Source organism: Brumimicrobium oceani (assembly GCF_003143775.1).
Lineage (GTDB): Bacteria > Bacteroidota > Bacteroidia > Flavobacteriales_D > Crocinitomicaceae > Brumimicrobium > Brumimicrobium oceani.
In genome coordinates this window covers 226,845-243,619 of record NZ_QFRJ01000002.1, presented here as the reverse complement: position 1 = coordinate 243,619, position 16,775 = coordinate 226,845, and the positions used below count along the sequence as shown (strand labels likewise).

The 16,775-nt window shown below is 37.5% G+C and carries 14 protein-coding genes; 5 read left to right on the top strand and 9 right to left on the bottom strand.

The features are described from left to right. Positions 1 to 60: 60 nt before the first annotated feature. The 8 genes from DIT68_RS03950 to DIT68_RS03915 form a co-directional block, all read right to left on the bottom strand. Positions 61 to 438 (bottom strand): hypothetical protein, encoded by a 378-nt coding sequence (locus DIT68_RS03950; RefSeq protein WP_109358513.1) that lies wholly within the window; start codon positions 436 to 438, stop codon positions 61 to 63. 119 nt (positions 439 to 557) lie between these two features. Then, positions 558 to 1,847 (bottom strand): nucleotide sugar dehydrogenase, encoded by a 1,290-nt coding sequence (locus DIT68_RS03945; RefSeq protein WP_109358512.1) that lies wholly within the window; start codon positions 1,845 to 1,847, stop codon positions 558 to 560. A 32-nt stretch (positions 1,848 to 1,879) separates the two neighbouring features. Further along, positions 1,880 to 2,254, bottom strand: coding sequence for a hypothetical protein (locus DIT68_RS03940; protein ID WP_109358511.1), 375 nt, complete (start codon positions 2,252 to 2,254; stop codon positions 1,880 to 1,882). Between the two features lie 441 nt (positions 2,255 to 2,695). Beyond that, positions 2,696 to 3,691 carry an SDR family oxidoreductase gene (locus DIT68_RS03935; RefSeq protein WP_109358510.1) on the bottom strand — a complete coding sequence of 332 codons (996 nt, stop codon included), beginning with the start codon at positions 3,689 to 3,691 and terminating at the stop codon, positions 2,696 to 2,698. A 743-nt stretch (positions 3,692 to 4,434) separates the two neighbouring features. Continuing rightward, entirely contained in the window at positions 4,435 to 4,926 is a 492-nt protein-coding gene (locus DIT68_RS03930; RefSeq protein WP_109358509.1) for a UpxY family transcription antiterminator, read from the bottom strand. Positions 4,927 to 5,482: 556 nt separating this feature from the next. Next, positions 5,483 to 6,043, bottom strand: coding sequence for a thioredoxin family protein (locus DIT68_RS03925; protein ID WP_109358508.1), 561 nt, complete (start codon positions 6,041 to 6,043; stop codon positions 5,483 to 5,485). 1,141 nt (positions 6,044 to 7,184) lie between these two features. After that, a complete protein-coding gene (locus DIT68_RS03920; protein WP_109358507.1) occupies positions 7,185 to 7,628 on the bottom strand; it encodes an Lrp/AsnC family transcriptional regulator in 444 nt (147 codons plus the stop codon). A 336-nt stretch (positions 7,629 to 7,964) separates the two neighbouring features. After that, positions 7,965 to 8,528, bottom strand: coding sequence for a hypothetical protein (locus DIT68_RS03915; protein ID WP_146194113.1), 564 nt, complete (start codon positions 8,526 to 8,528; stop codon positions 7,965 to 7,967). Positions 8,529 to 8,944: 416 nt separating this feature from the next. On the opposite strand from DIT68_RS03915, the gene DIT68_RS03905 reads away from it, so the two are divergent. Beyond that, on the top strand, positions 8,945 to 10,192 hold the full coding sequence (locus DIT68_RS03905) for a cystathionine gamma-synthase family protein (protein ID WP_109358504.1): 1,248 nt from the start codon (positions 8,945 to 8,947) through the stop codon (positions 10,190 to 10,192). Between the two features lie 287 nt (positions 10,193 to 10,479). On the opposite strand, the gene DIT68_RS03895 is transcribed toward DIT68_RS03905, so the two are convergent. Then, a complete protein-coding gene (locus DIT68_RS03895) occupies positions 10,480 to 11,175 on the bottom strand; it encodes a pseudouridine synthase (RefSeq protein WP_109358780.1) in 696 nt (231 codons plus the stop codon). Positions 11,176 to 11,596: 421 nt separating this feature from the next. On the opposite strand from DIT68_RS03895, the gene DIT68_RS03890 reads away from it, so the two are divergent. The 4 genes from DIT68_RS03890 to DIT68_RS03875 all read left to right on the top strand — a co-directional run bounded on the left by DIT68_RS03890 (position 11,597) and on the right by DIT68_RS03875 (position 16,382). Further along, positions 11,597 to 13,063 carry a hypothetical protein gene (locus DIT68_RS03890; protein WP_109358502.1) on the top strand — a complete coding sequence of 489 codons (1,467 nt, stop codon included), beginning with the start codon at positions 11,597 to 11,599 and terminating at the stop codon, positions 13,061 to 13,063. Positions 13,064 to 13,301: 238 nt separating this feature from the next. Then, positions 13,302 to 13,946 carry a SanA/YdcF family protein gene (locus DIT68_RS03885; RefSeq protein ID WP_233244146.1) on the top strand — a complete coding sequence of 215 codons (645 nt, stop codon included), beginning with the start codon at positions 13,302 to 13,304 and terminating at the stop codon, positions 13,944 to 13,946. A gap of 247 nt (positions 13,947 to 14,193) precedes the next feature. Next, positions 14,194 to 14,772 carry a cytochrome b/b6 domain-containing protein gene (locus DIT68_RS03880; RefSeq protein WP_109358501.1) on the top strand — a complete coding sequence of 193 codons (579 nt, stop codon included), beginning with the start codon at positions 14,194 to 14,196 and terminating at the stop codon, positions 14,770 to 14,772. A 218-nt stretch (positions 14,773 to 14,990) separates the two neighbouring features. Further along, the gene (locus DIT68_RS03875; protein ID WP_109358778.1) at positions 14,991 to 16,382 is read left to right on the top strand and encodes an NAD(P)-binding domain-containing protein; all 1,392 of its coding nucleotides are present in this window, start codon (positions 14,991 to 14,993) and stop codon (positions 16,380 to 16,382) included. The last annotated feature ends 393 nt before the right edge of the window (positions 16,383 to 16,775 follow it).

Below are 16,775 nucleotides of genomic sequence, written 5' to 3'. Positions count from 1 at the left end.
AATTGTTAACTTGTTAAGTCGTGAAGTTGTTTGTTTTGTGCTATCAGAGACAGTCTTCAATTATGCAACTGATGATTTGCAAAAATGGACTAAATCTTTTTCAACAATCTGCTCAGGGTTGTAATCATCGATTTGATCAAAGTGAAATACGTCTATGCTATGATAAAATCCGTTTGAATTTTCACCTTTCATGGACTTTAATTCTTTTACTTCAGCTATACTGCTATTGTTCACAATTATACTTATTCCGCTTTTTAAATGAGGTTCACTCAGTTTATGAATAACTATTCCATCCTTACAAAAAGTTAATTGACTTGTAATTATTGGTTGTGGGATAGGGGAGTTACTACTAGAATTGTATTGATTCACTTTTTCCTTTAGCAATTTATGATATTTTTCTTCTAAAGCGATCCATTGGTTTTTAAGTTGTGTATTCATTTGATTTGGTTTTATTGGTTATTCGGTTATTTGTTAAATCGTGTATTCGTAAATTTGTGAATTTGCTTTAACAAAACGGCTATACAAATTCACGCATCAACAAATTTACATCGCATAAATTAAAGTCTCCCACCAGCATTTGGTAAAACACCTTTCACATCATACACAATACCATCCTTAGATTTCAATTTCTCTAAATCTAAATTTAAAAATTCGTTGTGGGCTACAGTTAAAACAATAGCATCAAAAGGTCCTTGAGGCATTGTTTGTGTTGTTTGCAAATTGTACTCATGTTCAACTTCTTTTGGAGAAGCTAAAGGGTCATAAATAGTGATATCCGCAGCATATTGTTTTAATTCTTTTACAACATCAACTACTTTAGTGTTACGTACATCAGGACAATTCTCTTTAAAAGTGATTCCTAAAATCAAAATCTTAGAACCTTTAACTTTTAAATCATTGTTTAACATGAGTTTTACTATCTCTGAAGCTACATAAGCTCCCATAGAATCATTCATTCGACGTCCAGCCAAAATGATTTCAGGATGATATCCTAATTCCTGTGCTTTCTGTGCCAAGTAATAAGGGTCAACACCAATACAATGTCCACCAACTAATCCTGGCTTAAAAGGTAGAAAGTTCCATTTAGTACCAGCAGCTTCTAAAACAGCTTTTGTATCAATCCCCATGAGGTTGAAGATTTTAGCCAATTCGTTTACGAAAGCTATGTTTACATCACGTTGAGAGTTTTCAATAACTTTCGCTGCTTCTGCAACTTTAATAGTAGGAGCTAAGTGAGTTCCTGCCGTAATCACTGATTTATATAACTCATCCACGACTTGACCAATTTCAGGAGTGGAACCTGCGGTTACCTTTAATATTTTTTCAACGGTATGTTCTTTATCTCCTGGATTAATACGTTCTGGTGAATATCCCGCAAAGAAATCTTCATTGAACTTCAAACCAGAAATGCGCTCTAAAACTGGAACACATTCATCTTCTGTTACCCCGGGATAAACAGTCGATTCGTAAATAACGATATCACCTTTCTTCAACACTTTTGCCACAGTTTCACTTGACTTATACAAAGGTGTAAGATCAGGACGGTTATTTTTATCCACTGGAGTAGGAACCGTAATAATGAAAACATTACAGTCTTTGATGTCTTCTAGATTTGGAGAATTATACAATCCAATTTCCATATTACTGTCCTGCACTAAAACATCTTTCAGCAAATCATCACTTACTTCTAAAGTAGAATCGTGTCCACCGTTCAAATCATTAATACGCGCTTCATTGATATCAAATCCTACAACAGGATATTTCGTAGCGAATAAACGAGCTAAAGGAAGTCCTACGTATCCGAGGCCGATGATGGCGATTTTTGTGATGTTCTCAGGGTTGTTCATAGTTTTATAATGTTTTTGGGGGTTGCTTAATCTTATCCCTTTTTTGTGTTCAATAAGTTGTTTAAATGCTGTTCAACGATTTCCTTCGGGTTGTAATGGTTTACCTCCTCAAATTTGTAGCTATATAAATAACTGTGGTTTTGTTTTTGCGAATTCAGAGCGAGCATTTTAGCTTTAATTTCAGATGTAGCCATATCATTAAACATTACACTAATTCCTCCTTTACTTTCAGAAGAACTTCTTTTATTAATGAGCACTCCATCTTTACAAAAAGTCAACTGGCTTGAAATCAAAGCTCGTGACAATGGATGATCATTTGTTTGGTTATGTTCAGCGATTTTCTCTTTTAATAAAATATGGCATTGTTCTTCTAAAGCAATCCATTGGTTTTTAAGTTGTGTATTCATTATGTTGATTTTAGATGATTTGATTTTTGGTTAGTTGTTGTTTTGAGATGTCTTTAATTATTTTTATTCTCTTCAGTGACTTCGCTGTTTTCGTTGCCTTCGGTGACTGAGCTTGTCGAAAGCATCGAAGGCATCGAAGTCGACGAAATGGTTGAAATCAATAGTTGACTTTTCCTCCCCCTTGTCCCCCTCCAAAGGGGGAAACGCAATCAATAAGCCTTGAACTTACTGATAGTGTATATTCTTTATAAACTATATTTATTAAATCTTATTCTTTAAAACGGAGAGCTTCCAAACTCCCCCTTTGGAGGGGGAAAAAGGGGGAGGACTTTCTAAATATTAATATTTATTTCAATTTTATTATTAGAGTGAAGATCTTTTTTATCTCTATCTACTTAGTCCTCTTCACTCAAATCTCACACTCCTTACTGTAATTTGAATTTATTTCAAATTATCCCAGTACCACTGCACAGCCTCTTCAATCCCATCCTCAATCACATGGGTCGGTGCATACCCCATCAACTTCTTCGCTTTCTCTACACTCGCCAAAGAATGAGGAATATCTCCTTTTCTATTTGGACCATGAACGATTTCTACTTTATCAATTTCAGAATCAAATTTCGTTAAATGCTTTTTCAATAAATTAACCAATTGAACTAGGGTAGTGCGGTCACCCACTGCGGTATTGTACACCTGATTCAAGGCTTCTTTATTTTCGGTAGTTATCGCCAATAAATTCATTTGAAGCACATTGTCGATATAGGTAAAATCACGCGAATAAGTTCCATCGCCATTAATGGTTGGACTTTCGTGATCCATAAATTGCTTTACGAACAATGGAATAACGGCAGCGTAAGCCCCATTTGGATCTTGTCTTTTTCCAAAAACGTTGAAATAGCGGAGACCTATACAATTCATGTCGTAAGTTTTCGCAAAAACATCGGCATACAATTCATTCACATATTTCGTAATGGCATAAGGCGACAAAGGTTTTCCGATAATATCTTCAACTTTAGGTAAGTTTTCAGAATCTCCATAAGTAGAACTACTCGCTGCATAAACAAATCTATCCACTTTAGCATCTCTCGCTGCCACCAACATATTCAAGAATCCATCAGTATTTACAGAATTCGTGTTGATGGGATCATTAATAGAACGCGGAACAGAACCCAAAGCCGCTTGGTGTAAAACAAAGTCTTGATTTTCACATGCTTTATGGCAAGTATCTAAATCACGAATATCACCTTCAATTAAAGTAAAGTTTGCATTTTCTAAGAAAGCTTCGATGTTGTGTTTGTGTCCCGTCGCGAAATTATCAAGGCAAGTCACTTTTGCACCTATTTCGAGTAGGATTTCACAAAGGTTACTTCCGATGAAACCTGCTCCTCCAGTTACGAGGATGTTTTTGTTTTTTAATACTTTAAATTTCTCTTTCATATTTCTTTGTGAAATGCTTTATGCTTTTCCTTGTATATTTTTTGCCTTCGATCCATTCGGCTAGCTCAGGAACTTCAGGCTCAGTCAACGGGAGTACTCTTCGGTGCTTTCGGTGACTGAGCTTGTCGAAGGCGTCGAAGGCGATGAAGGCTCCGAAAGCCTTGAACTTACTGAAAATGTATATTCTTTATAAACTATATTTATTAAATCTTATTCTTTAAAACGGAGAGCTAATAAACTCCCCCTTTGGAGGGGGCTGGGGGGAGGACTATGTAATTCTTCTACTATTCCCATTGTTTTTCCTCAGATCTCATTCTCTTTTACTCTCTCCCTAGTTTCTCTCCCTGCGCTTTAGCGCAACCTCTCCCTAAATCTTCGATTTTCCCACGGCTTCGCCCTCATCAGTCACATTGTTATTTACAACATGTTGATTATAAACTTTCAATAAAATAATTCGACAATTGGTGATTGTATCATTTGATTTGTGTAGAATCGGACGGTTTACAAACCGTCCCTACAACAATATCAAATAAATCACTCCAATCATGTCAAATAACCAGGCTGAGAGAATTATCAATTACGAATTAATAATTACGAATTTTTCAATTACTCCCCCGCGTTAACCCTTAATAATTAACCATTAATCATTACGTTAACAATTAACCATTAAAAAAATCCCTATCGCGTTAATAATTAAACATTAAAAACCGTTAAACATTAATAATTAAACATTAATCATTAACTCAGATTCTCAATTTAACCACGTAACCTAAATTTTTGAGTAAAATCCAGCATTGATTCCCCGAGATCTTCTTGATTACCCCTTTTTGTTTTTCACTTCCAAGGTTATCAATTTCCACTTCCTTGCCGACTTCGATTTTTTCAACCGAAAGGACATTGGCTTGGTTTTCACTCATTTCTTTCAATACATCAATTTCTTGCTCACTTACTTGGGCAGGTTTCCCCATCCAAAAAAGATAGCGCACAGCACCTGGGATTTCAAAAACGATATCACGTTCTTTGTCCTCTAAATTTACCAATATCATCGATGGAAGTAATGGAGTTTCGACTTTTTTTATTCGGTCACTCCATTGACGGCGTTCGATTCTGGTGGGGCAATATGCTTTAACGTCTAATTGCAGTAAGCGGGATTCCACTTTCTTTTCACTTTTAGGTTTCGTTAAGAGCACATACCAAGGCATTGCATTATCATTTAAGTTTGCGAAAATAAACATTTTTATTTAATGCTTGTTGTTTTGCACCCTAAAAATCGGGGAGAAGCTCTTATTTTAATAAAATACACCTTCTTGTGTGTTTTTAATTAACTGGAATTAAGTCTGTTATTCAGGTGATTAGAAAAATGCTATTTATTTCTGAGAAGTTAATCTTTCTTGGAATTCGGTACCTTCGGCAAGCTCAGTCACCGAAGCATAATCCGTTGACTGAGCTCGAGGTTCCTGAGCTTGTCGAATGGATCGAAGGCAACAATTCTGAGTGTAATCTTTTTTGAAATTCGCTACCTTCGGCAAGCTCAGTCACCGAAGAGTATCCCGTTGACTGAGCTCGAGGTTCCTGAGCTTGTCGAATGGATCGAAGGCAACAATCCTGAGCGTAATCTTTCTTGAAATTCGGTACCTTCGGCAAGCTCAGTCACCGAAGAGTATCCCGTTGACTGAGCCTGAGGTTCCTGAGCTTGTCGAATGGATCGAAGGCAACAATCCTGAGCGTAATCTTTCTTGGAATTCGGTACTTTAATGTCCTCTCCCTAAAACCTCTCCCTATTCTTCGCGGTTAAATCATTTCCAAAAACTCTTTCTGAATACTTTCCCCTTTGTCTTTATTATACCAATTCTGCAATTCCACCTTTTGTTTTTCGAAGTCAGCATTTTCTTCTTTCAGTTTTGTGAAAAGCACCTGACATTCTGCTGGACGAGGTCCCCAAACATGTAAATCCTTTTCATTTTCATTACGGATCACCAATTTAGGAATAGATTTTCCCCCATTCGTTAGATAATCGTCAATCATGAAAGGTTCCGTATCCCTCCAAACAACTTTCAAGGTAATATTCGGGTTCAATTCCGACATCATATAAATAAAAGGAGCATTATGCGCCGCGTCGCCACACCAAGGTTCAGTAATTAAATACCAAGTTTGTTTTTCGTCAATCGCTTTAATCGCCTGAGTTAATTCCTCATTAATTTTCGCCGTTTTCAACCAACGTTTTTGTCTACTGCGATTCAATTTAAAGTAATCCAAATACATCGGGTTGTCATAAGGCGGTTGCGGAGTTTCTTGTGCCAATACCTCTTCAAATTTCGCCAAATAACCTTCCCAGTCTGTTATATTATTCATTTCTATTTATTTTTTTCGTGATATTAATCATTGTGTATGGATATTACAATTTTGGGAGGGGAATGTTTGCTTTTTAGTAATCAAGGAAATCCGAAAATCAAAAAAAATCACAGGTCAGACGTTTTTGATTGAGTTTACGATTTAGCCATTTGTCAGCACTGTGATTCATGTGATGAAATGATATACTTTGATTATGGGGAATACTTTAATTTAAAACGTGTTTGTTTTTAAAATCAAGGGAATCTGAAAATCAAAAAAATCACAGTTCAGACGTTTTGTTTGGGCTTTGATTCTTGTCAGCACTGTGAATAATGTGATTAAATGATGAGCTTTGATTATTGGGAATACTCTTATTTGCAATGTGTTTGTTTAATCAAGGGAATCTGAAAATCAAAAAAAAAATCACAGTTCAGACGTTTTGCTTGTGTTGTGATCCTTGTCAGCACTGTGATTCGTGTGATTAAATGATATACTTTGATTATGGGGAATACTTTAATTTAAAACGTGTTTGTTTTTAAGATCAAGGGAATCTGAAAATCAAAAAAATCACAGTTCAGATGTTTTGTTTTGGCTTTGATTCTTGTCAGCACTATGATTCCTGTGATTAAATGATGGCTTTGATTTTTGGGAATACTCTTATTTGCAATGTGATTGTTTAATCAAGGGAATCTGAAAATCAAAAGAATCACAGTTCAGATGTTTTGTTTGCGTTATGATCCTTGTCAGCACTGTGATTCGTGTGATTAAATGATATACTTTGATTATGGGGAATACTTTAATTTAAAACGTGTTTGTTTTTAAAATCAAGGGAATCTGAAAATCAAAAAAATCACAGTTCAGATGTTTTGTTTGGGCTTTGATTCTTGTCAGCACTGTGAATAATGTGATTAAATGATGAGCTTTGATTATTGGGAATACTCTTATTTGCAATGTGTTTGTTTAATCAAGGGAATCTGAAAATTCAAAAAACCCAAAAAATCCGCATAAATCCGCGTTCGAAGATCCGCGTCATCCGCGTCCCATTACAGCGCCACCACATCCCCCGTTAACCATTAGAAATAATACAGCGCCACCACTTCCCCCGTTAAACATTAAACCTTAACCATTAATCATTAAAAAAAGCAGCGCCACAACGTCAATATTATTTCTTCACCGTATCCAACACAAAGGTACTCTTAATCTGATTCACGTTTTCCAGAGCCGCCAGCTTTCCCGATGAAAATTGATGATACGCATCCAAATCTTTCACCATGACCTTTAACAGAAAATCGTTTGCCCCACCCATTAAATAACATTCCAAAACCTCGGGTAATTTCCTGATTTCTTCCTTAAAAATTTCAATTTCCTTTAATTTTTGGACATCCAAAGAAACGGAGCAGAAAACATACATTCCATTGTGCAATTTTTTGTTATCGATTACCGCAACATACTTTTCAATAATCCCCGTTTTCTCCAACTTTTTAATGCGATTATGCACCGGCGTCGTCGTAATCCCCACCAAATTCGCAATTTCCTTAATACTTAACTTCGCATCCCTCTTCAACAATGCAATAATTTCCCTATCTAATTCATCTATTTCGTACATAGTTTGTTATTTTCTAATTGATTAATAATTATTTGGAGCCTTAATCCGTCTACATTTTCTAGTGAGTTCCGCCTTTTATGATTTTGCTAAGCGCTACAGGAGCATTCCGTTGGTCGCTCTGCATCACCAAGCAAAATTCATAAATGCGTTCACCCAGCTATTCATTTCCGCCGGGGCTTAACACGATGCGATGTAATAACAGCATTCAGTCTCGAGTAATGAGTCTTAAGCCGAAACCAATAAGTATTTCCCTTCATGCCTCCTCCGCGCCCTCTGCGGTTTTCCTCCGTGTCCCTCTGTGAAACAACCAAGTGCCACAGGCGCTCTCCGCGCCCTTCAACTCAAACCCTCTGCGAACCTCTGCACCTCCGCGCCCCTTTGCGTAACCCTTCTTTGTCTTCTTTTCCTCCATGTCCCTCTGTGAAAAACCTCCTTTACCCTCTGTGAAATAACCAAGTGCCACAGGCGCTCTCCGCGAACCTCTGCACCTCCGCGCCCCTTTGCGTAACCCTTCTTTGTCTTCTTTTCCTCCGTGTCCCTCTGTGAAAAACCTCCTTTACCCTCTGTGAAATAACCAAGTGCCACAGGCGCTCTCCGCGAACCTCTGCACCTCCGCGCCCCTTTGCGTAACCCTTCTTTGTCTTCTTTTCCTCCATGTCCCTCTGTGAAAAACCTCCGTGTCCCTCTGTGAAACAACCAAGTGCCACAGGCGCTCTCCGCGAACCTCTGCGCCTCCGCGCCCCTCTGCGTAACCCTTCTTTGTCTTCTTTTCCTCCGTGTCCCTCTGTGAAAAACCTCCTTTACCCTCTGTGAAATAACCAAGTGCCACAGGCGCTCTCCGCGAACCTCTGCGCCTCCGCGAACCTCTGCGTAACCCTTCTTTGTCTTCTTTTCCTCCATGTCCCTCTGTGAAAAACCTCCTTTACCCTCTGTGAAATAACCAAGTGCCACAGGCGCTCTCCGCGAACCTCTGCGCCTCCGCGCCCCTTTGCGTAACCCTTCTTTGTCTTCTTTTCCTCCATGTCCCTCTGTGAAAAACCTCCTTTACCCTCTGTGAAATAACCAAGTGCCACAGGCGCTCTCCTCGAACCTCTGCACCTCCGCGCCCCTCTGCGTAACCCTTCTTTTTCCTCATCACCCTTTGCGGTAAACCCTTCCAAAAACAGAAAATCATCCCTTTTCCCCAACATTCCACCAGCCAAAAAAGAACAAAAACAACTTATTCTGAAATTTTAAAGAACATTTTCCTTATTATTTCATAAATATAGAAATATAACATCAATACCTTAACTTTGTGAAGAACAAAAATCAATGTAATGAAAAAGAATTTCAAGCCAGAAAGTTTAATGATGAGCCACGGATACAAACCAGAATTATCAGAAGGCTCCATCAAATGTCCAATATTCCAAACCTCAACATTTGTATTTAAAACAGCAGAGGAGGGGAAGGCCTTTTTTGAATTGGCATATGGTTTACGTCAAAAAGAGCAGGACGAAGAATTGGGGTTGATTTACAGTAGAATCAATAATCCAAACCTAGAAATATTAGAAAACCGCTTGTCATTGTGGGATAAAGCCGACGATAGTGCAGTTTTCGAAAGTGGAATGTCGGCCATTAGCACAGTTTTATTAGAATTCTTAAAACCAGGCGATTTACTTTTATATAGTTCGCCAACTTATGGAGGAACAGATCACTTTATTCATGATTTCTTACCGAAAATTGGAGTAGATGCAGTTGCGTTTCATGCCGAAGATTCAGAAGAAGAAATCGAAGCAATCGTTAAAGCAACAGGAAAAGCAGACCGATTGGGATTGATTTACATTGAAACACCAGCCAATCCAACCAATTCTATGATCGACATAGAAATGTGTAACCGCATCGCAGCGAATCACAAAAACGGCGAAGGAAAAACTTACGTTTGTGTCGACAATACCTATATGGGTCCAGTTTGGTCAAAACCATTAGAAATTGGCGCTGACTTAGTGGTTTATTCCGCTACGAAATTCATCGGTGGACACAGTGATTTAATTGCAGGAGCCGTAATGGGGAATGCTGAATTGATGTTACGTGTAAAAACATTAAGAACATTCTTAGGAAATATGGTGAGTCCGCACACCGCTTGGTTAATGCTGAGAAGTTTAGAAACCTTGAAAATAAGAATGGAAAAGCAATCGAGAAATGCACAAAAAGTAGCGAATTTCTTGAATACACACGATAAAGTTGAAAAAGTACATTATTTAGGATTAATAGACGAAAATTCACCGAACTACGAACTCTATAAACGTCAATACAACGCCCCAGGCGCAATGATTTCTTTCAATATCAAAGGCGGAGAGAAAGAAGCATTTAAATTCTTAAACAGTTTGAATTTAATTCAATTGGCCGTAAGTTTAGGAAGCACAGAAAGTTTAGCACAACATCCACAAACAATGACCCACTGCGCCATAGAGCCAAAAGCAAGAGAGCGCATGGGCGTAACCGCAAATTTAGTCCGCGTTTCAATAGGAGTAGAGGACGCTGACGATATTATTTCAGATGTAGAGCAAGCATTAAACGCCGTTTAATACCCAAGTATTGAGGGAGAGTCTTGAGGCTTGAGGCGAAATCAATTTGCATTTTGCTTTAATACTCAAAACTCTCCTTTATCATTAAGAGCTCCGTGAAACAAAAGTGCCACAAGCGCTTCTATCAAACCTCTTTTCCTCTGTTCCCTTTGTGCCTTCTCCGTGCCCCTAGCGTCAACCCTCTCCCAATTTCACCCTCTCTGCGAATCTCTGCCCCACCGCGCATCACATTTGGCAAGCTCAGTGCAGCGCTCCGTGTAACTCTTCTTTCCTCCATACCTTCGCCCTTAGAACTCAACCAATCCCAGTTGTTCATTCATCTCCAAAAAATGTGCTGACAACCCGGCCTTGATTACCAACTCCTTCTCCAAAAATGGATGCCAAATCCTCAAGCTCTCCGCGTGCAGCAACATTTTCTCCAAACCAAATTCCTTTAAGAAAAGCGCATTCTGTTTATTACAACCATGCGGCCGATCTCCAATGATTGGGTGACGTAAATGATTCAAGTGTTTTCTAATTTGATGCATTCTTCCCGTCCTCGGAAAAGCCTCAATTAAAGAATAGCGCGAAGTTTCGAATTTCCCGAAAGGCAAAGGAACCTCAGTCCGCTGAATTAAACGAAATTGCGTAAGCGCCTCTTGCGTTTTTCCACTGTCATTAATTAAAGGATAATCGACAGTGATTTCATCAGGAAAATAGCCCCGAACAATCGCTAAATACCTTTTCTGTGTGTTGTCATCTTGCAAAGCCAACTGAAATGGATGTACGAACTCCTGTTGCTTAGCAAACAATAAAACACCCGAAGTTTTCCTGTCCAATCGGTGAATAGGAGTGACCTGATATCCCACTTGATCTCTTAAAATCTGCAAAGCAAACTCTTTCGCATCACGCGCTAATTTCGTACGATGAACCAATAATCCCGCAGCTTTATTAATCGCAAGAATGTATTCATCTTCGTAAACAATCTCTAATTCCAATTCCATCGATTTTGAAAACCCTAAATATAATTTTTTCCTGTGATCGATAACCATTTTAATATTCGTGATTCAACGATTCAAAAATTCAATGATTCGATAATTCAATGATTCGTAATTATTTTCATAACACATTAACAATGTTTTCGAACGATTTGCAAACTTAGCGAAGCGATCTCATGACCAAAGGGAGTAATCGTTCCTCCATCCGCGTCCCACTACAGCACAAACCCAGTAATGAGTGGGAGTTGTGAACAGAAATCTAATTGATATTTTCTAAAAATTCGTAATTCCCACATTCGTAATTAACTTCGTTGAGGGCTAAAGCCGTTCGTAATTCAACGATTCGTAATTATTTTCATAACACGTTAACAATTAATATTAAAGCAATAATAATTAAAACCCTATCTTTATCTCTCAAAATCCATGAATGAAAGCATTAAAAATAACACTTATCTCTTCTGCTATTCTTGCAATACTATATGTATCAGCGATTTTTGCACTTGAATTTTATATAGGAAAACAATTAGAGAAACAAGATAAAGTCAGTTATTCTGAATTTAAAATGAGTTTCGGGGGAGATTTTATTTTAAAAGACCTGAAATTTAAAAATGAAATCCTTGAAGTGGAAGCAGAAGAAGTGAGTTTAAAAGTGGGAATAATGAAAATCATTTCCTCCGATACAATTCTCATCCGACAGTCTTTTGCGAAAAATGTTCAGCTGAATCATTATAAAATAGAAGCAGATTCAACCCAATCTGATTCTTTAAAGAATGACGATAAAAAGAAAATCCAAAGACCATTCGCATTAAGAAAAGTGCAAATTGAAGGACTAGATTTTTATGCCATGGAGAAAAACGCCGAAGGTCAGGTGGATACATTGACAAGGGTTTTAGGAGCTGATTTACAAGCGAATTTAGGAGATATAAAAGATTTGAAATTTGAGCAGTTAGAGCGGTTGAATGTGCAATATTTCAAACAAAAAGCAGGTGTTTTACAAGACATTTCATTTGACCATTTGAAATATGAAAATCATCAATTTGAGATAGACACTTTTAAGGTATTTACCCGCTATTCGAAGGAAGATTACATCAATTATATTCCAGAACAAAAATCGCATGTAGATTTGGTGGCCCATAAGGTGGTGCTGGACAGTGTGGATTTTGAAATCGACAAGAATAAACTGGTGAAAATTTCATTGAATGAGGTTTTAATCGATTCTTTTGAGCTGGAGGTTTACCGAGATAAAACGATTCCTGAATACACACCACATAAACCTACTTACGGACAAATGGTGCAGAAATTGGATTTTTTAATTGATGGAAATGCGCTTGAAACGCAAAATTCAAGAATTAGCTATGCGATGAAAGGGGAGGACGGAAAAGTCAGCGTTATTGATTTGAATGATGTCAAGGCCCGCTTAACGCATATTCATAACATTACGGAAAGAGATCAAAATGCAATTTTAAAAGGAAGTTTTTCAGTAAGTCCAGGGTCTTTGGTTAACGTAGACCTCTCTTATAATCAATTCGAAAATGTGGAGACTTTTATTTTGGATGCGCATGCTACAAATGTCGAAACAAGCGCACTTAACAGCATGTTGAAGCCTGCAATAAATGTGGAGTTGAGCGGAAAAATTAATGAATTAAAATCTCACATGGACTCTAGAGGAGATGCGAATGGAACATTTATGATTAGATCGCAGGATATCGCTGTGGATGTTTTTGATAAAGAAAATAAGCGCCGAAAAGTGGTTTCATTTGTTGCAAGTAAGCTCCTCAATCCACCAATAGAAAAAAACAGTGAAGTGCGAGACTTCAAACGAGATCCAACACGATCTATGTGGCGTTATGCTTGGTTTTTTATTCTGGAGGGCATGAAGGAAACGGTGTTGTAATCGCTTTTTTCTCCTGTCGCTTGAAATATGGCACTGGCCCAATGTCACCTTGATGTGCAAATCTTTTTTCAACTGCTTGGAAATAGAAATTTTCGAAGGATCTTGTCAGTTTACCGCTTAATCACCTATTTGCTTAGAGATATTTACAGGTAAATTATCGGGTAGGCATAAAATTCATTTATCTTTAGCATTGAAATAAGAATATACATTGAGAATAAGCTTTCTAAATTTCAAAAAAGTGGGGAGATTTAAAAAGCTCCTGTTTTCATTTCTGATCTTTTTGATCCTTCCTTTTCTTTTTGCCTATTTTTCTAATTTGTTAATCATCAACACCGCTAAAGAGAAAACTTCATTTAAGTTAGAAAAACTGGAAGCTAATAAGGTTGGACTTCTTTTGGGTACTTCGAAGTATAGAGCTGCTGGTGGAATAAATTTGTATTTCAAATACCGTATAGATGCTGCGGTTCGCTTATACAATAGTGGGAAAATTGAATTCATATTAGTCAGCGGAGACAACAGTACTCAATATTACAACGAACCAGAGGCGTTCAAAGCAGAGTTGATTAAGCGTGGAATACCAGCTAAAAAAATATTCTTGGACTATGCTGGATTTAGAACTTTAGATTCTGTTATTCGCGCTTCTAAGGTTTTTGGTCAGCAGAAAATCACCATAATTTCTCAAAAGTTCCACAACGAAAGGGCTATTTATTTGGCTGAACAATATGGAATTGAAGCCATTGCTTATAACGCCCAAGATGTTTCAAAAAACTATGGGTTTAAAACTCAAATAAGAGAATATTTTGCCAGAAGCAAAGCCGTTTTAGATGTTTTATTTGGCGTAGAACCAAAGTTTTTAGGCGATAAAATTGAGATTGCTTATTGAAACAGAGTTTGGGTACTTGGTAACTTTTTTTGTTATCAATTGTTTGTGTTTTGTTTTCTCCCAACAAAATAAATCCGTGTAAATCCGCGTTCGTCAATCCGCATCATCCGCGTCATCCGCGTTCCATTACAGCGCATCCCCGCTAATAATTAATCATTACTCAGTTCCATTATTTATACTCATTCTTCGCTTTATTGGCCATCCACTTTAGCTCAAATAAATTACTTTTATAATTAAAAATAAAGCAATGGAAACTAAAAACTACACACGCATATTTAGGATACTACATTGGGCAATCGCTGTTTCATTTACTTTTCTTTTAATCACTATTTTCCTTCGCCTTACTTGGATGAACAAATACAACATGGCGGAAATTATCGGAGAATTTTTGAATAATACCAATCAAAATTTAACGCAGGAAGAATTAATTGTTTTAGCCAAACAAATCAGAAAACCAATGTGGAATTGGCATATTTACATCGGCTATGTGCTTACTGGCTTGTTTTTTATCCGCTTTACCATTCCAATTCTTGGATTTATGAAATTTCAGAATCCAGCTCAAAAGTTATTGACTAAAAAGGAGAAATTCCAAAGGTGGACCTATATTCTCTTCTATGTTTGTGTGATGATTTCTTTAGTAACCGGATTGATTATTGAGTTAGGACCAAAGGATTATAAAAAAGATATGGAAGCCATTCATGTGCAATCACTCTATTATTTAATTCCCTTTATTGTTCTTCACATTGGCGGCGTTATGTACGCAGAATTTACGAGTCAAAAAGGTCTCATAGCTAACATTATCAGCGGTTCTAAGCGTAAGAATTAGGGAAAACATGAATAATTTACTATATTTGCACAGGTTTTTAAGGAAACCATCTTGAAAAGTCACCATTTCGGACATCATACTTTTCTACAATTAAAGACCTGTTTGTCGTCTTTTCCTCCTGCAGCTAGCAGAGTTTTTTTTCAATAAAGTACAATTAACAATAACGCTTGATTTTTCATAATTTTATGAAGAAAAGCGCAATAAAATTACAATATATTATGACCAAAAAACGTGTAGGTATTATCGGTGCTGGACCAAGTGGATTAGCGCAACTTCGAGCTTTTGAGGCAGCTAAAAAAAAGGGGGAAGAAGTTCCTGAAGTAGTGTGTTTCGAAAAACAAAGTAACTGGGGAGGTATGTGGAATTACTCTTGGCGAACTGGAGTAGGGAAGTATGGTGAACCTATTCATGGAAGTATGTATAAATATTTATGGTCGAATGGACCTAAAGAATGTTTAGAGTTTTCAGACTATTCTTTTGATGAACACTTTGAAAAACCAATTTCTTCGTATCCTCCAAGACCAGTTCTTTTTGATTACATCCAAGGAAGAATTAAGAAAGACAATGTAAGAGATTACATTCGCTTTGATACCACGGCAAGATGGATAAGCTTTGATGAAGACACAAAGAAGTTCACCATGATTTTGGATGATTTGAAAAATGACAGAACCTATTCTGAAGAGTTCGATTATTTGGTTGTTGCATCTGGTCACTTTTCAACACCGAACATGCCTTATTTCAAAGGAATTGAAAACTTCCCAGGAAATGTTCTTCACGCGCATGATTTTAGAGGTGCGGATCAATTTAAAGATCAAAAATTACTTTTAATCGGAAGTAGCTATTCTGCGGAAGATATTGGTGTGCAATGTCACAAACATGGTGCGAAGTCTGTTACTTTAAGTTACAGAACAAGTCCGATAGGAATGGATTGGCCAGAAGGAATGAAGGAGAAGCCATTGGTTACTCATTTTGAAGACAATGTTGCACATTTCAAAGATGGCACAACTGAGTCTTATGACGCTGTAATTATGTGTACAGGATACCAACATAAATTCCCTTTCTTGCCAGACAATATGCGCTTGAAAACGAAAAACAATTTATATCCTGATCATCTTTACAAAGGTGTTTTCTTTAACGAAAATCCACAGTTAATTTACTTAGGAATGCAGGACCAGTATTATACTTTCAATATGTTTGATACTCAGGCATGGTTGGCGCGTGACTACATGTTAGGTAAATTTGAGTTGCCTTCAAAAGAAGAAAGAAGAGAGGACATTAACCTTTGGTTAGAAAGAAACGAGAAGCTCAAAAATGGAGATGATCATGTTGACTTCCAATCAGATTACATTAGAGATATCATTAAACTTTCTGATTATCCAGATTTCAATTTGGACAAAGTAGCAGAAATGTTCAAAGAATGGATGAAGGACAAAGAAGATAACATTTTGACATACAGAGATAAAACCTATCAGAGTGTAGTGACTGGCACAATGGCCGCGGAACACCACACAGACTGGATGGATGAAATGGATGACAGTAAAGAACGTTATCTTTATGAACCGGAAGAGGAAGAGGACGATGATGTAAAAATGAACTCCACAGTAGTCTAATTACTGAAAAGGTTTAATATTTCGCCCATCAGGACTTGTTTCTGATGGGCTTTTTTATGTGTTGAAAGAAGTACTTCCTTCGATTCTTTGTTGCCTTCGACGAGCTCAGTCAACGGGATACTCTTCGGTGACTGAGCTTGCCTAAGGTGCCGAGATTTTTGGGATTTCTTTGGGGAGTGTTGCCTTCGACGGGCTCAGTCAACGGGATACTCTTCGCGACTGAGCTTGCCTAAGGTGCCGAGTTTTTTGGTGATTGCTTTTGGGAGTGTTGCCTTCGACGAGCACAGTCAACGGGATACCCTGCGGCGACTGAGCTTGCCTAAGGTGCCGAGATTTTTATACTGTTGGTGAAGGTTAAACCTGTTTCTGTCGTTAAAAATTAGACAACAATCA